This is a genomic window from Streptomyces sp. NPDC096193, from assembly GCF_040302905.1.
GTDB lineage: Bacteria > Actinomycetota > Actinomycetes > Streptomycetales > Streptomycetaceae > Streptomyces.
Window position 1 is genome coordinate 1 of sequence record NZ_JBEOSJ010000047.1, and the last position, 20,720, is coordinate 20,720.

A 20,720-nucleotide genomic window follows, 5' to 3' on the forward strand; every position below is an offset into this window, starting at 1 on the left:
GGAGAGTAGGACGCCGCCGAACAATTTTTAGCCTCAACCCCCGGACCATGTCCGGGGGTTGAGGCATTTTTGCGTTCAGGACCGGCCGCCGGCGGAGACGGTGTGCGAAACCGTGTTGCGAGTCCGTCCGCAGCACACGGAGGATGCGATGTATGGATTATGTGATTCGCCCCGTACTCGCCGAGGAGTGGGACAGAGCCAAGGAGATCAGGCTCGCCGCCCTGCAGGACCCGGTTGCCCACCTCGCGTTCCTGGAGTCGTACGAGCATGCCGTTCAGCGGCCGGACAGCTTCTGGCAGGACCGTGCGGCTCATGCGGCCGAGGGGGTGACGTCCCGGCAGTTCATCGCGGAGGCACCGGACGGTCGCTGGGTCGGGACCCTCACCGCGCTGGTGGAGCGGCCGGCGGGTGAGGTGCGATTCGGGGAGGTGGCGGAGACCGACCAGACGCATCTGGTCGCGGTGTTCGTCCGGCCCGAGGACCGCGGCACAGGTGTGGCGGAAGCATTGTTCCGGGCCGCGATCGACTGGTCGTGGGAACTGTCGGAGCCGCCCGTGAAGCGCGTACGGCTGTATGTGCACGAGGACAACGCGCGGGCGGCGGCGTTCTACCGGCGGATCGGGTTCGTGCCGAGCGGCGACACCGTGCCGGTGCCGGGCGACGAGACGGCCCGCGAGGTGGAGTACGAAGTCCTGCGGTAGTCCGGAGAAACGGTCGGCTACTGCGTGAGCGGCTCGGGCCAGCGGGCGCGGGCCTGTTCGGCCGAGCGGAGCAGCACCAGGGTGGGCAGTCCCTGCGCCTGACCGGTGGTCAGCAGCTCCGGGAGCCCAGGGAGCGGGGCCACCGCGGCGACGTCGTCGAGGATGAGCGTCATTGGTGGGTCGAGCCGACCGTCGGATGACCGTGCGGCCATGCGGCGGCCGTGCTCGACCACGTCTGACGCCAATGCCGTCAGCAAGGGCATCGCTCCGGGGTGGGTGCGGGGATCCTCGATCGGTTCACCCACCAGATAAAGCGTTCCCGATTCATTGGCGAAAGAATCCAAGGCGAGGGAATCGGTTCGGTTGGGAGTGCATGCCTCGCGGATGTGGATCGAGGAGAGGGCCGAGAGCGCCCGGGTGACCAACTGCTGGGCGATCTCCCGCCGTTCGGGGTGGGCGGTGAGCGCGGACTCCAGGAGGCCGGCGAGGCCGGAAGCGGCCTTGGGGTGCGTGCGGAGGACGCGTACGGCTTCCTGGGCTCCGCCGCCCTGGGCCCAGCGGTGGACCTGCTTGAAGGGGCGCCCGTCCACCGCGGCCGCGTGCAGCCAGCAGCGCAGCAGCGTCTCCGCGGTGTCGGCCATGGCGGCGTCGAGGAGGGCCCGCGGGCGGACCGGCGTGAGAAGGGTGATGGAGCGCGCGGCGGCCGTGTCGGCGTTCTCGCAGCCGGCCGTGGGCGACCAGTGGAGCCGGGCGGGGGTGTCGCAGAGGTGGCCGGGGTCGTAGACGAGCACGGGCCCCAGCTTGGCCCGGGCGTCCTTGGTCTCGGCCCACACGGTGGGGTCGGACGTGACGACGAGTGCGGGCCCGGCGGCGTCGAGGACGGCCTGGAGCGTGGTGGGCCGGCGCGTGGCGGGGTCGCCGTAGAGAAGCCGGGGGGCCGCGGTGCGGGGCGGCGGGACGGGAGCCGGCAGGACGCCGGTGTCGGGTGCTGCCAGGGGCGGGCTGTCGGCGGGCCCGGCGCCGGCCGTCCGTTCCACCGGAAGACCGGGGACCACGGCTGTGGGCGGGTCGGCGGGGAAGTGTGCCGGGCCGGCGGGTTCGGCGTACGGACCGGGGCTCACCGGGTGCGCTTCGCGGGGCAGGGACTCCTGACCGCCTGCGGCCGGACTGCCGCTGCCGGTCCGGTCGCCGCGCACCTGGTCGCGTACGCCGCTGCTGCGGGCGGCACGGATGGCCTCCCGGCGGTCCGCGCGGACCGCCCGCCAGCGGGCCGTCGTGCCGAGCACGAAGATCGTCAGGACGATCAGCAGCATCAGTTCGCCGATCGCCAGGCCCCAGAACAGCCCGTAGCCCGACAGTTCCGCCGCGGGGGTCGACGGCCAGGCCGCGGCGAGGTCGTGTGGGGCCGAGGCAAGGGAGCGCATCGCCGACGGGGTGTTCTGGTAGGTGACGCCCTGCGGCCAGGCGCCGTGGGACATCACGCCCGCCAGGCCCGTCGCCGTCCAGACCAGGATGGTCAGGCCGAGGAGGAAGCCCAGCAGGACCAGCAGCATGCCGTCGGGGACGCCGCGTTCGTTCTCGTCCCGCCGGCGGCGGCCATGGCGGTCGTCGTGCATGTCATGCCACCGTCGACTCGGACTCGTCGAGCTGCTGCTGACGTTCGATCAAGGCCGCCCGCTCCTCCGCCTCCCACTCCGCGGCCTGTACGTCCTCCGGCAGTGCGGGACCCGAGGACTCCGTCATGGCGCGGTCGGTGAAGACGAGTGGTCGCTCCGCCTCGGTCACCAGGTGTTTGACCACCTGGACGTTGCCGTTGACGTCCCAGACGGCGATACCCGGAGTCAGCGTCGGGATGATCTCGACCGCCCAGCGTGGCAGGCCCAGGACCCGGCCCGTCGCTCTCGCCTCGTCCGCCTTCTGGGCGTAGATCGTCCTGGTGGACGCCATCTTGAGGATGGCCGCCGCTTCCCGCGCGGCCGCGCCGTCGACGACGTCCGACAGGTGGTGGACCACCGCCACGAACGACAGACCGAGTCGCCGGCCGAACTTGAGGAGCCGCTGGAACAGCTGTGCCACGAACGGGCTGTTGATGATGTGCCACGCCTCCTCCACCAGGAAGATGCGCTTCTTGCGGTCCGGGCGGATCCAGGTGTGTTCCAGCCACACGCCCACGATCGCCATCAGGATCGGCATGGCGATCGAGTTGCGGTCGATGTGGGAGAGGTCGAAGACGATCAGCGGCGCGTCGAGGTCGATGCCGACGGTCGTCGGGCCGTCGAACATGCCGCGCAGGTCACCGTCGACCAGCCGGTCCAGCACCAGCGCGACGTCCAGGCCCCAGGCCCGTACATCGTCTATGTCGACGTTCATCGCTTCCGCCGACTCCGCCTCCGGGTGGCGCAACTGGTCGACGATGTCGGTCAGCACGGGCTGGCGGTCGGTGATGGACTCGTTGACGAAGGCGTGGGCGACTTTGAGCGCGAAGCCGGAGCGCTCGTCCAGGCCGTGGCCCATCGCGACCTCGATGATCGTGCGCAGCAGTGCCAGCTGGCCCGTCGAGGTGATGGCGGGGTCCAGCGGGTTGAGACGGATGCCGCCGTCGAGCGCCGTCATCGGGTCGAGCCGGATGGGAGTTATACCCAGCTCCTGCGCGACGAGGTTCCATTCGCCGACGCCGTCCTCGCCCTGGGCGTCCAGGACGACGACCTGCCGGTCGCGGAAGCGGAGCTGGCGCAGGACGTAGGTCTTCTCCAGCGCGGACTTGCCGTTGCCGGACTCGCCGAGGACCAGCCAGTGCGGGGCGGGGAGCTGCTGGCCGTAGAGCTGGAAGGGGTCGTAGATGTAGCCCTTGCCGCTGTAGACCTCACGGCCGATGATCACGCCCGAGTCGCCGAGGCCCGGCGCCGCGGTCGGCAGATAGACGGCCTGCGCCTGCCCGGTGGAGGTACGGACGGGCAGCCGGGTCGTCTCCACCTTCCCGAACAGGAAGGAGGTGAAGGCATCGGTGAGGACGGACAGCGGATCTCGCATCACTCGGGCCCCTATCGGCGGATGCCGGTCGCGAACGGCAAGGTGTTCACAAAGGCCCGGTGGTGCTCGCGGTCGCACCACTCCAGCTTGAGATACGACTTGCCGGCCGAGGCCCTGATCGTCCGCTTGTCTCTGGCCAGGGCCTCGGGCGAACGCGACGACACAGTGATGTACCCGACAAGGTTGACCCCTGCCGCACCGCTGGCGAGATCTTCACCCCGCTGGTCGAGTCGGCCGTGTGCGGCGATGTCGCGCGGGTCGACCGTGCGGTTCATCTTGGCGGCCCTGCTGGCGTCGGCCTCGTCGTTCGTCTTCTCGGTGAGCATCCGCTCGATGGCGACCTCGGTGGGTTCCAGATCCATGGTGACCGCGACCGTGCGGATCACGTCGGGGGTGTGGACGAGCAGCGGGGCCAGGAAGTTGACGCCGACAGGGGTCATCGGCCACTCCTTCACCCATGCGGTGGAGTGGCACCAGGGTGCGCGGGTGGAGGACTCGCGGGTCTTGGCCTGGAGGAAGGTGGGTTGCATGGCGTCGAGCTCGGCCGGCCAGGCGTTCCGCTTCGTCATCGCCTGGATGTGGTCGATGGGGTGGTCCGGGTCGTACATCGAGTGCACCAGCGATGCGAGACGGCCCTGGCCCAGCGGCTGGCGGACACGGATGTCGGCCTCGGCGAGGCGGGCGCAGATGTCGGTGAGTTCGCGCGCCATGACGACCGCGAGGCCCGCGTCCTTGTCGAGCTTGCGGGACTTGGCGCCGGAGGCGTGGCGGGTGGCCCGGGCCATGGCGTGGGCCTCGGCGGCCAGTTCCCGCGTGTAGTGCATGCAGGCGACGAGGTAGGCGCGGTGCTGCTCGCTGGAGGTGGAGACCATCGACTGGAGCTGGTCGTAGGAGTCGCGCAGCCAGCCGGGGGACTTCTGGTCGCCGCGCTGGGCGACGTCCTTGGCGTGGGCGTCGGGGTCGGCGGGGAGCGTACGGGCCAGCATCTGAAGGCGCGTCACAAAGCCGTCGCCGTTGGCCACGTGCTTGAGCAGCGTGCCGAAGCGGTCGACGAGGGCTTCTTGGTCCTCGCTGTCGCGCAGTCCGACGCCGGGACCCTCGATCTCGATGGCGGCGGTGACGGTACGGCGGTCGGCGTGCAGCAGTACGGCGATCTCGTCGGGGCCGAAGGGGGCGGCGAGCCAGTTGATGCGGCCGATGCCCGGGGGCGGGCCGACCTCGACCTCGCGGCCGTCGAGACGGGTGCCGGCCTCGACGGCGGTGGAGCGGTAGACGGTGCCGTTGCGCAGGGTGCGCTTGAAGCTGCGGTTGATCTCGAACCACTTGTAGAAGGTGCGGTGCTTGTACGGCACGTAGACCGCGGAGAGCGCGAGCAGCGGGAAGCCCATCAGCAGAACGATGCGCACGGACAGAACGGGGACGAGCAGCCCGCACATCATGCCGAGGAACGCGCCGGCGATGATCAGGGCGATCTCGCCGGTCTCGCGGTTCTTGCCGACGATCGCGTTCGGCCGGGCCCGGCCGATCAGATACGTACGGCGGGGCGCGATGGGATGGGACTGGGTCGTCAACGCCCTCCACCTCCTGTGCTCTTGCGGTTGCTGTGCGGGGTGCCGCTGGTGGGACTGCTACTGGGACGGGCGCTGCGGGGCGGGGGCGCGGCGGAGGGGACAGTTCCGCCGCCGCCGGAGGTGCGGCTGCTGTGGGCCGCGACGCCACCGCCCATGGGGTTGGACGGCCGGGATGCCCCGCCGCCTCCGCCGCTGTTGTCGCCGCCGCGGGGGTTGCCGCGTGTGCTGTGGGTCTTGATGCCCTGGGAGACGAGGGCGGCGGGTGAGCTGATGACGGCGGCGGCGGCGTTCTCCGCGCCGCCTTGGAGGCGGTTGTTGCGGGAGGCGACGATCTCGTCGCCGAAGCCCGGAACGAAACGGTAGATCATCGCCGAGGCGAAGATCGCGAGCAGGATGATCGCGAGTCCGGAGACGACGGCGGAGAAGGAGTCGGGGCCCTGGTCGGCGGAGAGGGCGCCGGCGAGGCCGAGGACGATCACGATGACCGGCTTGATCAGGATGATCGCGATCATGATGCCGGCCCAGCGGCGTACGTGGCCCCACATGTTCTTGTCGACGAGTCCCGCGTAGACGACGACGCCGAGGAGGGCGCCGACGTAGAGGAGGACGGCGCGGATGAACAGTTCGAGGTAGAGGATTCCGGCGGCCAGCACGGTGACGAGGGAGACGACGATCAGCATGATCGGCCCGCCTCCGATGTCGGTGCCCTTCTTGAGGGCGGCGGAGAAGTTCCCGAAGAACATGTCGGTCTGCCCGCTGGTACCGCCCGCGATGACCTCGGTGACGCCGTCGGTGGCGGAGACGAGGGTGTAGAGGATCAGCGGGGTGAAGGCGGAGGCGAGGACCGTGAGCCAGAGGAAGCCGATCGCTTCGGAGATGGCCGTCATCAGCGGCACGCCGCGGATGGCTCGCTTGGCGACGGCGAGGAGCCACAGGACGAGCGTGAGGATGGTGGCGGCGGCGAAGACGACGGCGTACTGGGAGAGGAAGGCGGTGTTGGTGAAGTCGACGGTGGCGGTGGACTTCACGGCCTTGGAGAGGGTGTCGACGGTCCAGACGGCGGCGTCGGCGCAGCCGCGGGCGAGGGAGGAGAGGGGGTCGAGGGCGTCGGCGGGGTCTTGGGGGGTGGGCCCGGAACGGGCTGCGCCGCCGGCCGAGTCCCCGTTGTCGCAGTAGTCCCGTGCGGGCCCCGCAATGAGACCGCACGGGTCGCTCGTCCTGGTCGGCGTCGGCGGCGGGGTGGGTGCTGCGGTCGCCCGGGCGGCGAACGCGAACGCCGCCGCGTGCAGGGTTGCCGCGACGGTCAGGACGGAGCGGGCACGAGTGGGAGGGCTAACGGGCATACGTGAACCCTCCGAATTCCTTCACCGCGTTGGCGATGTCGTCGGATCCGGACACGGGGTTGTCCCCGGTGACCGGTGTGGGTCCCGTCTTCTGGGTGGTCTCGAGGACCTTCCAGTCGGAACCGTTCCACTTCAGCTTGACGCTCAGCGTGAACCAGCCGCTGGTCACGGGCCTGGTCGACTTCTCGCCCGTCAGTCCGAACAGACCCATGCACCAGACGTCGACGTCTGCCGTGTCGGGGGAGTAGGCCTTGACCTTGGCGCCTGCGGGAACGGTGCGGTTGACGAAGGTCGAGCCGACGGGCGCCTTGCCATCGGGCTTGAGGCCGACCTGGGCGAGGAATTCGGGAGAGTAGTCGGCGTCGAAGCCGGCCAGGAGTTTGCCCGCCGTTCCGGTGTCCGCGATCGTCTGGACGATGACCCGACGGTGGTCCTTGTTGAACATCCCTTCGGACCCGAGCGCCACGGCGTAGTTGGACGCCGCGCTCTGCGCTCCCTGTTCGTCTCTTGCGAACCCCGTCGGGATACCCCCCACCTTGCCCTGGACCGGCTTCACGCCCGTCGCCGCCGTCGGGGCCGATTCCGGGCCCTTCGGGGTTTCTCGGGCGCGGTCGTCGTCGCCGCCTCCGCCCTGGTTGGCGAAGGCGATCGCCGCGATCAGCAGCACCACGACGCCCACCACCGTGATGAGTGAGCGGGAGTTGCGGACCGGGCGGCGGGCGCCGCCGTAGACGTCCGTGTCCGTGCCGGGCAGGCGCGTGCGGGTCTGGCCCGTACCGCGGAAGCCGTCGTCCACCCGGCTGCTCGCGTCGCCGCCGTAGCCGTGGTCGTCCCCCAGGCTCATGTCGCGCACTTCCCCTCGACCGGGTGCAGAACCGCGTAGTACGACGGTAGCCGTGCTGCTTTCCGCGCGGGCGCGGTGTGGTGACTCGACATCAGGGAGACGCAATCTCTGGGTGGGCCGGGCACGCGGGACGGGGAAGGGGGGTCCGACGGGTGGGTCAGACGGCCATCCCGTACACGATGGTGAACAGGGTCCCCAGTGACCCGATGATGAAGACGCCGGTCAGGCCGGCGACGATCAGGCCCTTGCCTTGTTCCGCGCTGAAGGTGTCGCGCAGCGCGGTCGCTCCGATGCGCTGCTTCGCGGCGCCCCAGATCGCGATACCGAGGCAGAGCAGGATGGCCACCGCCATCACGACCTCGATCATGATGCGGGCTTCATTGCCCAGGCTCCCGAAAGGCCCCCAGTTCGGGGCGATTCCGCCGATGATGGTGGTGATGTCGCCCTTTTCGGCTGCCAGGATCATGTGTAACTCACCGCCCCTGTCGGGTTGTTCGCTGCCCATGCCCCTCGGCATGGGCCATCGCTCTATCTTCGCTGATGAAACCGCCCGCGTATGCCGACTTGGCGGGTCTCTTTACCCGATCTCCGCACGTATGACCGATCCCACCGCCCTGACCTGCGGCGGTGTCGACCTGTTCACAGAGAGGAGCCCGTACCGTCACTCTGTGTATCACGGTGCGTGACTCCGGGCAATGACTGTCGTTGTGGCACCTTTGGGGCGTTCCGGACGGCCGATCGGCGGCTGCCGGGCGAACGGATGCGTCCGCCGTGGCATATGACGGTCCGCCGGCCGGGAAGGTTCCTCGTCGGAGCCGTGCCGGGTGCCGTGCTCGGGGCCGGGTCCACGGGTGGTGCGGAAACGTCTCTCATCTGCGTAGCAACCTCCCGCCCACAGGCACGAGTTGGATATGTTGTGGCCCGTGACCGAAAACGAGCACGTACGCGACCGGATCGACACCTCGCGCCCTCACACCGCCAGGATCTGGAACTACTGGCTCGGTGGCAAGGACAACTACCCCGTGGACCGTGAGGCCGGGGATCAGATCCGGGGCATTCACCCCGGCATCGGGGACTATGCCCTGGCCGACCGTCAGTTTCTGGGGCGGGCCGTCCACCATCTGGTGGCGGATCTCGGGATCCGGCAGTTCCTCGACGTCGGTACCGGGCTGCCCAGCGCCGACAACACCCATGAGGTCGCCCAGGGCGTCGCGCCCGAGTCGCGGATCGTCTACGTGGACAACGACCCGCTGGTCCTCGCGCACGCCCGCGCGCTGCTGACCAGCACTCCCGAGGGCCGTACGGACTACCTCGACGCCGACCTGCGTGATGTCCACACCATCCTGGAGCGCGCCTCCGAGACGCTCGACTTCAAGCAGCCCGTGGCACTGATGCTGCTGGGCGTGGTCATCTTCATCGAGGACCACGAGGAGTCGTACGCGGTCGTCCGCCGGCTGATGGACGCGCTGCCGTCCGGCAGCCACCTCGTGCTGTCGCACACGATCACCAGCCCGTCGATGCCGGACGTGGACGCAGCGGTCGCCTTCTGGAACGAGCACGGCACCCCGCGTCTCACCCAGCGCACCGCGGGTGAGGTCGAGGGCTATTTCGACGGCCTCGAACTGCTCCCTCCGGGTGTCGTCTCCTGCTCCCGCTGGCGCGTGGAGGCCCCCGAGGGTCAGCCGGAGCCGGAAGAGGTCGCGATGTTCGGTGGCGTGGCGCGCAAGCCGTAGGTCGGGTCCGGCGGCGGGGAAAAGGCCCTGAGGCCGGCGGCGCACGGCGGGTGACGGAAGCCGCGCGGCGTGGCGCACGGCGGGTGACGGAAGCCGCGGCAGGTGGCGTCAGCGCGGCGCGGATGACGCGCTCGCGCCATTCCTGCGTACGCTTCCCGCCCCGCCCTCTTCCGCGACCGCTGATTCCGGCCCTGCCCGCCTACACTGGCGCGGGGCCTACTGCCATGGGGTGAAGGGTGGTTGACGGTGCGTAAGGCGTGGCTGGTCGCGGGCGCGTCCGTCGTGGTGTGCCTGGGGTTCGTCGGCCTGCTCGTCGTCGGTACGTACTCGGCCGCCTCCGGGCTCTTCGGGATCGACGGCAGGAACGGCGCCGTCGCCCTGGCCAAGGGGGCCGTGCCCGCGCGCTACCAGCCGCTCGTGCAGAGGTGGGGCAACCTCTGCCCGGCCATCAACCCCGCGCTGCTCGCCGCCCAGCTCTACCAGGAGAGCGGCTGGAACCCGAAGGCGCAGAGCCCGGCCACCGCGCAGGGCATCGCGCAGTTCATCCCCGGCACCTGGGCGGCGCACGGCGTCGACGGGGACAAGGACGGGGACCGGGACGTGTGGGATCCGGCCGACGCGATTCCGTCTGCTGCGACGTACGACTGCGAGTTGGCTGGATATGTGAAGAAGGCGCCGGGCGACGCGACCGACAACATGCTCGCCGCCTACAACGCCGGCGCGTACGCGGTCATCAAGCACGGCGGGGTGCCGCCGTACCGCGAGACGCAGAACTACGTGAAGATCATCCGTACCCTGGAGAAGAGTTTCGCCCGGCCGATCGGCCGCGTCGAGCCGTCGCGGCAGGCCGCCGGGGCGATCCATTTCGCGCAGCAGAAGCTCGGCACGAAGTACCTCTGGGGCGGCAACGGCACCCCTGAGCAGGGCGGACGTTTCGACTGCTCCGGGCTTACGCAGGCCGCTTACCGCACGATGAAGATCGAGCTGCCGCGGGTGGCCAACGACCAGTACAACGCCGGGCCGCATCCGTCGCGGGACGAGCTGCTGCCGGGAGACCTCGTCTTCTTCTCGGACGACCTGACCAATTCGCGCGCCATCCGGCACGTGGGGCTGTACGTCGGCGGCGGGTACATGATCAACGCGCCGTACACCGGTGCCGTGATCCGCTTCGACAAGATCGACACCCCGGACTACTTCGGTGCCACGCGGGTCACCGAGGATGGCGCAAAAGCACTCCCCACGGTGCCTCCGGCGGCCTGAGGGGGCGTCGTGATTGGCCGGAACTCTCCGTTAGGCCAAGGCCCTGAGCTGCAGCTATGTGTCTCTCTTCGATAACGTCATGGTGATCGTTCGGTGGAGAGTGGAACGTTGCCGGGGAACGTGCCGTTCCCTGGACTGAGGCAGCGGCACTGACCATGCAGCAGACACCACGCTGACCACGGGGGTTGGTACGAGCGGTGCACCCGTGCGCCGCGGCAGGCACAAGGCAAGGGGCCGCAGCAGATGGCTGGACTCGCAATGGGGTTCCCCCTGACGGAGTCAAGGGGCGGATCGAGCCCTGACGTCAGCCTGCTCTACGACATCAACGGCCTGGCCAAGGACGCGCCCCACTGGTTCGACCGCGCGATGGAGTTCGTCGGCGAGTGGGGCATCCTCCTGGCGATGGTGACCGTGGCGCTCTGGTGCTGGTGGAGCGTCCGCCGGCGCGGTACCGCCGAGGACTCGGTGTCGGGCTTCGTCGCGCTGGTGTGGGCACCGCTCGCCGCGGGCATCGCGCTGCTGATCAACATCCCGATCCGCGGGTTCGTGGAGAGACCTCGGCCGTTCCTCGACCACCGGGGCATCGAGGTCCTCGTCTCCGGGAAGACCGACTACTCGTTCGTCAGCGACCACGCCACGATGGCGATGGCGATCGGCGCGGGGCTGTTCATCGCGCACCGGAAGTTCGGCTGGGCCGCGATCGGTCTCGCCCTCGTCGAGGGCTTCTGCCGCGTGTACATGGGCGTGCACTATCCGACCGACGTCATCGGCGGCTTCGCGCTCGGCACGGCGGTCACCCTGCTCCTCGCCCCCCTCGCCCTGGCCCTGCTGACCCCGGTGGTGTCGGCGCTCGCGAGTTCGGGCCGGGCCGGACGGCTCGTGCGCTCGAAGCGGGCGCCCGCCCAGCCGGACCGACCCGAGCCGTTGGGCGTCCACGATCCGCGGACCGAGGGCGCGGGTCAGAACGACCTGGCTGCCTGACCGGGGGCCGCAGGGCCGTGAGCAGCAGGCCGTACCGGGTCTGCCGGGTCAGCGGCGACCGCCGCGGTTGCGGCGGTGGTGGCGACGGACGATCAGTACGGTTCCGGCGCCGGCTATCGCGCCGGTGGCGAGCACCGCGAGGGAACTCTCGAGCGGGCCGTCCGGCTTGGAGGCGACGGCGGGGGCCGTGTCGGCCGGCCCCGCGGGCGCCCCGGACGCGGCACCGCCGAACGGGAGGGCCAGCGCGAGGGCCGTGGTCGCCGTGAGCGTGGCTATTCGTCCGGTTCGGTTCATGTAACCAGCGCACAGGCCCGGCACCGTACCGGCCATTCGGGGGCCCCCGAATGGGCTACAGCGCCTGTGGGAAGTCGAACAGCCTGCCCGGGTCGTACTGCTTCTTCACCCGCGTGAGCCGGTCCGCCGCGGGTCCGTAGTAGGCCCGCCGCCAGTCGGTCAGCGTCGGATCGACGTAGTTCTGGTACGCCGCCCCGGACGCGAACCGGCGCAGGGAGGCCCGGGTGCTCTTCAGCCACGCCTGCTGCGCCGCGCCCTGGGTGCCCGGGCGCCAGGCGGCGATGTACTGCGCGAGCACCCGCGAGCGGCGGTGGACGAACGCCGTCGCCAGCGGGTCCACCCGGTTGACCGCGCCGCCGAGGGCGGTCAGGACGAGGGAGCCGCCGCCGCCCTGGCTCCGCGGGAGGCGGGTGAAGCCCTCGGCCGCGGCGAGCAGCGCCTGGACGCCGGCCGGAGAGAGCGCCCGGTCGAAGAAGTCGGACGCGGCGGCGTACGTCTCGCGCTGGAGCGCGCCCTGCGGGGAGCGGCCGGGGGTGCGGCCGGGCAGATGGCACTGGTCCTGGCTGAGCGTGGCGCAGTTCGCGTAGCCGAGCATGGCGTCGAGATGGCCGCGCCGGCGGATGGAGACGTTGCTCGCCGGGGAGCCGGCCGCGTCGGCGAGCCGGTCGACGGCGTTCTTCAGGTCGCTCTCGGTGCCGAGGGAGAAGGCGGCGATGGAGAAGGTGGGGGAGTACCCGCCGGGACCGGCCGACAGATGGGCCGAGGACCATATCTCGTCGGGCTGGTCGGGTCCCCACCGCTGCCAGGCCGAGAGGACGGCGGCCGCCTTCGACCAGGGCCAGGTGAGATAGCAGACGACGGTCGGCGGGGCCGGGTGCGTACGGAACCGGAGTTCGGTGACCACGCCGAAGTTGCCGTTGCCCGCGCCGCGCAGCGCCCAGAACAGGTCCGTGTTCTCCTTCGCGCTCGCCGTCAGCCGTCTGCCGTCGGCTATGACGATCCTCGCCGAGGTGAGGCTGTCGCAGGTCAGGCCGTAGGCGCGCGAGGTGACGCCGTGGCCGCCGCCGAGGGTGAGGCCGGACACCCCGACGGAGGGGCATGAGCCGGCAGGTAGGGTGCGGCCCGCTCGGCCGAGCGTGGTGTAGACGTCGATCAGTTTGGCGCCGGCACCGATGGTGCCGTCCGTGCCGACCTTCTTCAGGGCGGAGACGTCGATGACGAGTCGGCCGTTGCCGGAGGACCAACCGGCGTAGGAGTGGCCTCCGTTGCGTATGGAGACGGGGGTGCGGTGGGCCCGGGCGTAGGCGAGGCACTCGGCGATGTCGTCCTCGCCGGACACGTACGCGACGGCAGCGGGCTTCAGTGCGTCGAAGCGGGTGTTGTAGAGCTGGCGTGCCGTGGGGTACGCGGCGTCGCCGGGGCGCACCAGTTGTCCGTCGAGGCCGCGGGCGAGAGCTGTCCAGTCGGCCGCCGCGGCGGAGGCCGTCGAGGTGGATCCGCGGGACGTGGGCGTGCGGCCCGCCGTGCCGGTGGTGGCCCCGGCCGTGGGTGTGCCGCCGCCCGCGTTGCCGCTGCAGGCGGTCGCGGTCAGAGCTACAGCGGTGGTGAGCAGCGCGCGCCGGTCCATGGTGCCTCCTGGGGGACAAGACGGCGCTGAGGCCGTGGGGGTTCCGGAGGAACTCGGTCCAGGGGGCTGCCCGTGCGGTCTCAGCCTCTCGCGGTGACGACCGCGGTGTGCAACTGGGCGTCGGTACGGGCTCGTTCACGGGAGCGGCGGGCGGGTCCGGCCCACCCGCAGCTGCACCGGGCTGTCGCGAACGAGCCGTGCTCGGTCGTTGTCGTGAGATGAGGTGATTCTCCGCTGTCCGGAAGCTCTCGCGCAGGCACCTCTCCACGGTACCGGGACGGAGGGCAACCGGGTCGTCGCGTGACGACGGGCCCTGGCCGTCGTTATGCGGGACGGGCGGAGGTCTCGTAGAAGCAGCGGTTCAGGTGTTTGGGGGTTGGCGGGCGATGGTGGTGCAGCAGCACAGGCGCAGGGGCGGCGCGTTGGCGGTCGCCGCCGCCGTGGCGGGTGTGATGGCGACCAGCGGCTGTTCCGGCGGTACGGGCGCGGTCGCCGACGACCGGCCCGGCGGCGGACGGACGGACCGGGTGCGCACGGCGGCGGACGCGCTGGTCGCGGCCGGCAGCGCCAAGGCGCGTACGTCGATGGAGACCGCGACCGGCGGGACGCGGGTGACCATCCAGGGTCAGGGCGGCTACGACTTCCGGCGGCGGATGGGCCGGCTGACGGTGGTCCTGCCGAAGGATCCGGCGGGCGCGGACGAGCACCGCCCGGTCACCGAACTGATGGCGCCCGGCGCGCTCTACATGAAGAACCGGGGCGCGGGTGTGCCCGCCGACAAGTGGGTGCGGATCGACACGACGACCCTCGCGGACGGCAATCTGGTCACGGGCGGGGCGACGGATCCGCTGGCCGCGGCCGAACTGCTGCGCGGCGCCCGGGACGTGACGTACGTCGGGGAGGAGAGCGTCGATGGCGAGACGGTGCACCACTACCGGGGGAGCACGGACATCGGGCGGGCGGCGCGGGCCGCCGAACCGCATGCGCGGGCCTCGCTGGCGGCTGCGGCGAAAGGGTTCGCCACCGACACCGTGCCGTTCGACGTCTACCTCGACGAGGAGGGCCGCCTCCGCAAGGTGCGCCACCGCTTCAGTTTCGCCAACGCGACCGGTACGGTCGCGGTCACGTCGACCACGGTGCTCTACGACTTCGGCACTCCGATGACCATGGTTCTCCCCGACCGGCGGGACATCTACGCCGGCAGGATCAGGACATAGTCCGTGCTCGTCGTGTCCGTGTCCGTGCGCAGACGGGGTCCGTGGGGCCCCTTCGGGTCAGTCCGGGAAGATCTGAAAGGCACCCCCGAAATGGTCCGGACGTGCCATGCGCGGTGTGTGCATCACTCCCTACGCTAGGAAGTCGACGCCCGGCAGGAAGAGGTGAACGCACGTGGCTCCGCCCAGTACGACGACCGTCCAGGACCACGTGGCGCTTGCCGAGATCGAACTCTGCGGTGAGTTGATCATCGCGGCGTCCGCTGCGGACGAGGACCGGCTGAGCCCGGACCGTATCGACGAGGTGCTGAAGGTGGCGACCGAGCGGTCCGAATCCGTCCGACTCGACTGAGCCCGCTCGGCGGGACGGCCCCGGGGCCGCGGCAGGTCGGTACGCGGCGTCCGATGCGCAGCAGGTCGGGAAGGGCGCCGGCCATACGGTCGGCAGTTCAGGAAAAAGGAGCAGGTCAGGTGCGCAGCAGGCGGGCGATCGCCTTGGTGGCTTCCTCGACCTTCGCGTCGATCTCGTCCCCGCCCTTGACCGCGGCGTCCGCGACGCAGTGGCGCAGATGCTCTTCGAGCAGCTGGAGCGCGAACGACTGGAGGGCCTTGGTGGACGCGGAGACCTGCGTGAGTATGTCGATGCAGTAGACGTCCTCGTCGACCATGCGCTGCAGGCCGCGGATCTGGCCCTCGATACGGCGCAGCCGCTTGAGGTGCTCGTCCTTCTGTTTGTGGTAGCCGTGCACGCCGCGGTCGTGGTCCGTGGCCGGGGGCCCGCCCGCCTCGGTGGTCGTCATCGCGTCCTCCGGTTGTCAGCTGTACCGAGATGGAGCCTGTCCGAAAACTGTGCCTGATACATCACAGGGGAGTTCGGGACGTACATACCCCTCATGGGTATATGGTACCGAATCGCTCCGGCCAGGGGGCGGGGGGCGCTGTGATGGCCAGCGTTACCGATGGGCGAAACTGAGGAAGCCGGTTGGCCGTGGCCGGATGAATGCGCCTAGCATCAGCCTGACCGAATCCAATGCACCCCGAGGACCCCACGTGCGATTTCGTCTGACCCCCAGGGAGACGAGCTTCTACGACATGTTTGCCGCATCCGCGGACAACATCGTCACGGGCTCCAAGCTCCTGATGGAACTGCTCGGGGCGGACTCCTCCGCCCGGGCCGAGATCGCGGAACGGATGCGGGCAGCGGAGCACGCGGGAGACGACGCGACGCACGCGATCTTCCACCAGCTGAACTCCTCCTTCATCACGCCGTTCGACCGCGAGGACATCTACAAGCTCGCGTCCTCGCTCGACGACATCATGGACTTCATGGAGGAGGCCGTCGACCTGGTCGTGCTGTACCAGGTCGAGGAGCTGCCGAAGGGTGTGGAGCAGCAGATCGAGGTCCTCGCGCGGGCCGCGGAGCTGACGGCGGAGGCCATGCCGCACCTGCGGACCATGGACAACCTCACCGAGTACTGGATCGAGGTCAACCGCCTGGAGAACCAGGCCGACCAGATCCACCGCAAGCTGCTGGCCCAGCTCTTCAACGGTAAGTACGAGGCCATCGAGGTCCTCAAGCTGAAGCAGATCGTGGATGTGCTGGAAGAGGCGGCCGACGCCTTCGAGCACGTCGCCAACACCGTCGAGACCATCGCGGTCAAGGAGTCCTGAAGCTTGTGGACACCTTTGCCCTGATCGTGACCATTGGTGTCGCGCTCGGATTCACGTACACCAACGGCTTCCACGACTCCGCGAACGCGATCGCGACCTCCGTCTCCACCCGCGCCCTGACACCGCGCGCGGCGCTGGCGATGGCCGCGGTGATGAACCTCGCGGGCGCGTTCCTCGGACAGGGTGTGGCCAAGACCGTCAGCGAGGGGCTCATCGCGACGCCCCAGGGCAGCAAGGGGATGGGCATCCTCTTCGCCGCGCTGCTCGGCGCGATCGTGTGGAACCTCGTCACCTGGTACTTCGGCCTTCCCTCGTCCTCCTCGCACGCGCTGTTCGGCGGCATGGTGGGCGCGGCGCTCGCCGGCGGCACGGATGTGATCTGGACCGGCGTCCTGGAGAAGGTCGTCATCCCGATGTTCGTCTCGCCGGTCGTGGGCCTGGTCTGCGGCTATCTGGTGATGGTCGCGATCATGTGGATGTTCCGGAAGTCCAACCCGCACAAGGCCAAGCGCGGTTTCCGGATAGCCCAGACCGTCTCCGCGGCCGGTATGGCGCTCGGGCACGGTCTTCAGGACGCCCAGAAGACGATGGGCATCGTGGTGATGGCGCTGGTCATCGCCGATGTCGAGGACCAGGGCGACGCGATCCCGGTCTGGGTGAAGATCGCCTGTGCGGTCATGCTCTCCCTCGGCACGTACGCGGGTGGCTGGCGCATCATGCGGACGCTGGGGCGGAAGATCATCGAGCTGGACCCGCCGCAGGGATTCGCCGCGGAGACGACGGGCGCCTCGATCATGTTCGGTTCGGCGTTCCTGTTCCACGCGCCGATCTCGACGACGCATGTGATCACGTCCGCGATCATGGGTGTCGGGGCGACGAAGCGCGTCAACGCGGTCCGGTGGGGCGTCGCGAAGAACATCATCATGGGCTGGTTCATCACGATGCCGGCCGCCGCGGCGGTCGCGGCGCTGAGCTACGGGGCCGTGTACCTGGCGTTCGGCTGACGCCCGCGCCGGACGGTCGACCCGCGGCGCGCCCACGGCATCCGACCGGACGGCATCCCGGACGACAGCCCGGCAGCCGCCGTTTCGGGGGGCAGCCGTCAGACTGCCCGCCCTGAAGGCGCCACCAACAGCCCGCCGCCCCGAAGGCGCCACCAACAGCCCGCCGCTTCGAAGCGCCCTCGACAGCCCGACGCTTCGAAGCGCCGCCGGCCCGGCGGGACCGCCCGTACGACAGCAGCAGGAAAGACATGTGGGCCCGCCCCCTGGGAGAGGGGGCGGGCCCTTCGTCTCGCGGTGGCACCGCCATGCAGCACCGCGAGACGTGTTAGGGGGCGACGGGGCGGCCGGGGGCCGGCAGCAGGTGCCGGCGCCGTCCGCCCGGGGGCACCGCGGGGGCGGTGATCACCCGAAGCGGCCCGAGATGTAGTCCTCGGTCGCCTGCACCGACGGGTTCGCGAAGATGCGCTCCGTCTCGTCGATCTCGATCAGCTTGCCGGGCTGGCCGACCGCCGAGAGGTTGAAGAACGCCGTGCGGTCCGAGACCCGCGCCGCCTGCTGCATGTTGTGCGTCACGATGACGATCGTGAAGCGCTCCTTCAGCTCGCCGATCAGGTCCTCGATCGCGAGGGTCGAGATCGGGTCGAGCGCCGAGCAGGGCTCGTCCATCAGCAGGACATCGGGCTCGACCGCGATCGCGCGGGCGATGCACAGACGCTGCTGCTGACCGCCGGAGAGACCGGAACCCGGCTTGTTGAGGCGGTCCTTCACCTCGTTCCAGAGGTTCGCGCCCTTGAGCGACTTCTCGACGACCGCGTTGAGCTCGCTCTTCTTGTAGCTGCGGTTCAGGCGCAGACCGGCGGCGACGTTGTCGTAGATGGACATCGTCGGGAACGGGTTCGGACGCTGGAAGACCATGCCGACCGTGCGGCGCACGGAGACCGGGTCGACGCTGGAGCCGTAGAGGTTCTCGTCGTCCAGCAGCACCTTGCCCTCGACGCGACCGCCGGGGGTGACCTCGTGCATACGGTTCAGGGTGCGCAGGAAGGTGGACTTGCCGCAGCCGGACGGGCCGATGAAGGCCGTCACGGAGCGGGGCTCCACGGTCATCGAGATGTCCTCGATCGCCTTGTGGGAGCCGTAGAAGGCAGAGAGGCCGCTGACGTCGATTCGCTTGGCCATGGGGATCACTTCGCTTTCATGGACGCTTTAGCGACCGGACTTCGGGGCCTTCCAGCGGGCGATGCCGCGGGCAACCAGGTTGAGAATCATGACGAAGGCGATCAGCACCAGGGCGGCGGCCCAGGCGCGGTCGTACGACGCCTCGCTGCCCACCCTGTACTGCTCCCAGATGTAGAAGGGGAGAGAGGACTGGGCGCCTTCGAAAGGATTGCTGTTGATCAGCTGGCTGCCGAAGACCAGCAGCAGGATCGGCGCGGTCTCACCCGCGATACGCGCGATCGCGAGCATCACACCGGTGGTGATGCCGCCGAGCGCGGTCGGGATGACGACCTTCATGATCGTGCGGTACTTCGGCACACCGAGGGCCAGCGACGCCTCGCGCAGCTCGTTGGGGACGAGCTTGAGCATCTCCTCGGTGGAGCGGACGACGACCGGGACCATGAGGATCGCCAGTGCCAGCGCGCCCATCAGGCCGGACGGCTTCAGTTCGAACAGCAGCATGATCGAGAGGAGGAACAGGCCCGCGACGATCGACGGGATGCCCGTCATGACGTCGACGAAGAAGGTGACGGCCTTGGCCAGCGTGCCCTTGCCGTACTCGACCAGGTAGATCGCGGTCAGCAGACCGATCGGCACCGAGAGCACGGTGGCGATGCCGACCTGCTCCAGCGTACCGATGATGGCGTGGTAGACACCGCCGCCGGCCTCGAAGCCGGGGACACCGGCCATGGAGTGGGTCAGGAAGTACCCGTCGAACACCTTCAGACCGCGGCTGACCGTCACCCAGATCAGCGAGAAGAGCGGGATGACGGCGAGGACGAAGCAGACCCAGACGATGCTGGTGGCCAGCCGGTCCTTGGCCTGTCGCTTGTTCTCGACGGCCGTGGTGACGACGTAGGAGATGACGACGAAGAAGAGGGCCGAGACCAGGCCCCACTGGATGCGGCTCTCCCAGCCGGCGGCGAGACCGAGCGCGACACCGAGCACGATCGCGACGACGGCGAAGCCGAGCGGCGCGAAGCGGGGGAGGGAGCGGCTGCGCAGGCCGTCCTTGCGGACCGGCGGCGTCGGGGTGGGCCTGTCCTGTATGGCTGTCTGGCTCATGCGTTGGCCCCCGAGTACTCCTTGCGGCGGGCGATGATCAGGCGGGCCGCGCCGTTGACCAGCAGGGTGAGGATGAAGAGGACGAGACCGGAGGCGATCAGGGCGTCACGCCCGAACTCGTTGGCCTCGTCGAACTTCGCCGCGATGTTCTGGGCGAAGGTGCCTCCGCCCGGGTTGAGCAGATGCAGGGAGATCAGGAAGTTCGGCGACAGCACCGTGGCGACGGCCATCGTCTCGCCGAGTGCGCGGCCGAGGCCGAGCATCGAGGCGGAGATCACGCCGGACCGGCCGAAGGGGAGCACCGACATGCGGATGACTTCCCAGCGGGTGGCGCCGAGTGCGAGGGCGGCCTCTTCGTTCATCCGCGGGACCTGGAGGAAGACCTCGCGGCTGACGCTGGTCACGATCGGAAGGATCATGATCGCCAGCAGGATGCCGACGGTGAACAGCGAGCGGGCGACGCCGACCTCGGTCTTCTCGAAGAGGTAGGTCCACCCGAAGAACTGGTCGAGCCAGAGGTTCATGCCCTCCAGGTAGGGGACCAGGAAGAGCGCGCCCCAGATGCCGTAGATGATCGACGGCACGGCGGCCAGCAGGTCGACCACGTAGGCGATGGGGGAGGCGAGCTTGCGCGGCGCGTAGTGCGAGATGAACAGCGCGATGCCGACGGCGATCGGGACGGCGATCGCCATCGCGATGATCGAGCTGATCACGGTGCCGAAGAGGAGGACCGCGATGCCGAACACCGGCGGGTCTCCCGCCGGGTTCCACTCGAACGTGGTGAGGAAGTTGCCCTCGTCCGCCGAGATGGCGAGCACGGAGCGGTAGGTGAGGAACGCGGCGATCGACGCCATGATCACCAGGAGCAGGATGCCCGAGCCGCGGGACAGGCCGAGGAAGACCTTGTCGCCGGTGCGGCCGGTGGAGCCCTTTTTCCTGGTGACCGGCGGAGCCGGCGTTGGGGGGGGTGCGTCTATGGGTGTGGTGGAAGCCATGGTCTTTCCGGTCTGTGGTGGGGGAGCGGCAGGACTCCCCTGGCGGCGGTGCACCGGATGAGGTGGCCGGCGGGGGCCCGAAGGCCTGCTCAACTTCGAGGTGGAGGACGTGGACGCGGTTTGGGAACGGCTCATCACCGGCGAGGGGCTGCACCCCATCCTTGAATTG

At 69.7% G+C, this 20,720-nt stretch carries 20 protein-coding genes; 8 read left to right on the plus strand and 12 right to left on the minus strand.

Annotated elements, in window-relative coordinates; all coding sequences use genetic code 11:
- Positions 1-152 precede the first annotated feature (152 nt).
- Positions 153-701, plus strand: a complete 549-nt coding sequence (locus ABTX78_RS35110) for a GNAT family N-acetyltransferase (protein ID WP_352210817.1) — start codon at positions 153-155, stop codon at positions 699-701.
- Between the two features lie 17 nt (positions 702-718).
- Here the strand turns inward: ABTX78_RS35110 and ABTX78_RS35115 are convergent, their stop codons facing one another.
- The 6 genes from ABTX78_RS35115 to ABTX78_RS35140 all read right to left on the minus strand — a co-directional run bounded on the left by ABTX78_RS35115 (position 719) and on the right by ABTX78_RS35140 (position 7,955).
- Positions 719-2,317, minus strand: coding sequence for a type VI secretion protein (locus ABTX78_RS35115; RefSeq protein WP_352210818.1), 1,599 nt, complete (start codon positions 2,315-2,317; stop codon positions 719-721).
- Between the two features lies 1 nt (position 2,318).
- Complete coding sequence (locus tag ABTX78_RS35120; protein ID WP_352210819.1) at positions 2,319-3,731, minus strand: ATP-binding protein; 1,413 nt, start codon at positions 3,729-3,731, stop codon at positions 2,319-2,321.
- Positions 3,732-3,742: 11 nt separating this feature from the next.
- Entirely contained in the window at positions 3,743-5,302 is a 1,560-nt protein-coding gene (locus tag ABTX78_RS35125; RefSeq protein WP_352210820.1) for an SCO6880 family protein, read from the minus strand.
- Positions 5,299-6,645, minus strand: coding sequence for a hypothetical protein (locus ABTX78_RS35130; protein ID WP_352210821.1), 1,347 nt, complete (start codon positions 6,643-6,645; stop codon positions 5,299-5,301). The genes ABTX78_RS35125 and ABTX78_RS35130 overlap by 4 nt, the downstream gene beginning before the upstream one ends.
- Positions 6,635-7,489: a DUF8175 domain-containg protein gene (locus ABTX78_RS35135; RefSeq protein ID WP_352210822.1), complete on the minus strand. Its 855-nt coding sequence runs from the start codon at positions 7,487-7,489 to the stop codon at positions 6,635-6,637. The genes ABTX78_RS35130 and ABTX78_RS35135 overlap by 11 nt, the downstream gene beginning before the upstream one ends.
- A gap of 157 nt (positions 7,490-7,646) precedes the next feature.
- Complete coding sequence (locus ABTX78_RS35140) at positions 7,647-7,955, minus strand: DUF8827 family protein (RefSeq protein WP_313945505.1); 309 nt, start codon at positions 7,953-7,955, stop codon at positions 7,647-7,649.
- 445 nt (positions 7,956-8,400) lie between these two features.
- On the opposite strand from ABTX78_RS35140, the gene ABTX78_RS35145 reads away from it, so the two are divergent.
- The 3 genes from ABTX78_RS35145 to ABTX78_RS35155 all read left to right on the plus strand — a co-directional run bounded on the left by ABTX78_RS35145 (position 8,401) and on the right by ABTX78_RS35155 (position 11,463).
- A complete protein-coding gene (locus tag ABTX78_RS35145) occupies positions 8,401-9,222 on the plus strand; it encodes an SAM-dependent methyltransferase (protein ID WP_352210823.1) in 822 nt (273 codons plus the stop codon).
- A gap of 246 nt (positions 9,223-9,468) precedes the next feature.
- The gene (locus tag ABTX78_RS35150) at positions 9,469-10,482 is read left to right on the plus strand and encodes a C40 family peptidase (protein ID WP_352210824.1); all 1,014 of its coding nucleotides are present in this window, start codon (positions 9,469-9,471) and stop codon (positions 10,480-10,482) included.
- A gap of 243 nt (positions 10,483-10,725) precedes the next feature.
- Positions 10,726-11,463: a phosphatase PAP2 family protein gene (locus ABTX78_RS35155; protein WP_352210825.1), complete on the plus strand. Its 738-nt coding sequence runs from the start codon at positions 10,726-10,728 to the stop codon at positions 11,461-11,463.
- 48 nt (positions 11,464-11,511) lie between these two features.
- Here the strand turns inward: ABTX78_RS35155 and ABTX78_RS35160 are convergent, their stop codons facing one another.
- The gene (locus ABTX78_RS35160; protein WP_352210826.1) at positions 11,512-11,757 is read right to left on the minus strand and encodes a hypothetical protein; all 246 of its coding nucleotides are present in this window, start codon (positions 11,755-11,757) and stop codon (positions 11,512-11,514) included.
- A gap of 55 nt (positions 11,758-11,812) precedes the next feature.
- Entirely contained in the window at positions 11,813-13,384 is a 1,572-nt protein-coding gene (locus ABTX78_RS35165; protein WP_352210827.1) for an FAD-binding oxidoreductase, read from the minus strand.
- Between the two features lie 386 nt (positions 13,385-13,770).
- On the opposite strand from ABTX78_RS35165, the gene ABTX78_RS35175 reads away from it, so the two are divergent.
- Both ABTX78_RS35175 and ABTX78_RS35180 read left to right on the plus strand, forming a co-directional pair.
- Positions 13,771-14,601: an SCO4651 family lipoprotein gene (locus ABTX78_RS35175; RefSeq protein ID WP_352210829.1), complete on the plus strand. Its 831-nt coding sequence runs from the start codon at positions 13,771-13,773 to the stop codon at positions 14,599-14,601.
- A gap of 172 nt (positions 14,602-14,773) precedes the next feature.
- Positions 14,774-14,950: a hypothetical protein gene (locus ABTX78_RS35180; RefSeq protein ID WP_352210830.1), complete on the plus strand. Its 177-nt coding sequence runs from the start codon at positions 14,774-14,776 to the stop codon at positions 14,948-14,950.
- A 115-nt stretch (positions 14,951-15,065) separates the two neighbouring features.
- Here the strand turns inward: ABTX78_RS35180 and ABTX78_RS35185 are convergent, their stop codons facing one another.
- Positions 15,066-15,398: a metal-sensitive transcriptional regulator gene (locus tag ABTX78_RS35185; protein WP_352210831.1), complete on the minus strand. Its 333-nt coding sequence runs from the start codon at positions 15,396-15,398 to the stop codon at positions 15,066-15,068.
- 250 nt (positions 15,399-15,648) lie between these two features.
- Between ABTX78_RS35185 and ABTX78_RS35190 the strand changes: the two genes are divergently transcribed.
- Both ABTX78_RS35190 and ABTX78_RS35195 read left to right on the plus strand, forming a co-directional pair.
- A complete protein-coding gene (locus ABTX78_RS35190) occupies positions 15,649-16,269 on the plus strand; it encodes a DUF47 domain-containing protein (protein ID WP_352210832.1) in 621 nt (206 codons plus the stop codon).
- A 5-nt stretch (positions 16,270-16,274) separates the two neighbouring features.
- Positions 16,275-17,273: an inorganic phosphate transporter gene (locus tag ABTX78_RS35195; RefSeq protein WP_352210833.1), complete on the plus strand. Its 999-nt coding sequence runs from the start codon at positions 16,275-16,277 to the stop codon at positions 17,271-17,273.
- Between the two features lie 402 nt (positions 17,274-17,675).
- Here ABTX78_RS35195 and pstB read toward each other — a convergent pair whose 3' ends face one another.
- The 3 genes from pstB to pstC are packed head-to-tail and all read right to left on the minus strand — an operon-like array spanning position 17,676 to position 20,551.
- Entirely contained in the window at positions 17,676-18,452 is a 777-nt protein-coding gene (pstB, locus tag ABTX78_RS35200) for a phosphate ABC transporter ATP-binding protein PstB (RefSeq protein WP_340473905.1), read from the minus strand.
- A gap of 27 nt (positions 18,453-18,479) precedes the next feature.
- Complete coding sequence (gene pstA / locus ABTX78_RS35205; protein ID WP_352210834.1) at positions 18,480-19,556, minus strand: phosphate ABC transporter permease PstA; 1,077 nt, start codon at positions 19,554-19,556, stop codon at positions 18,480-18,482.
- On the minus strand, positions 19,553-20,551 hold the full coding sequence (gene pstC, locus ABTX78_RS35210; RefSeq protein ID WP_352210835.1) for a phosphate ABC transporter permease subunit PstC: 999 nt from the start codon (positions 20,549-20,551) through the stop codon (positions 19,553-19,555). The genes pstA and pstC overlap by 4 nt, the downstream gene beginning before the upstream one ends.
- Between the last annotated feature and the right edge of the window lie 169 nt (positions 20,552-20,720).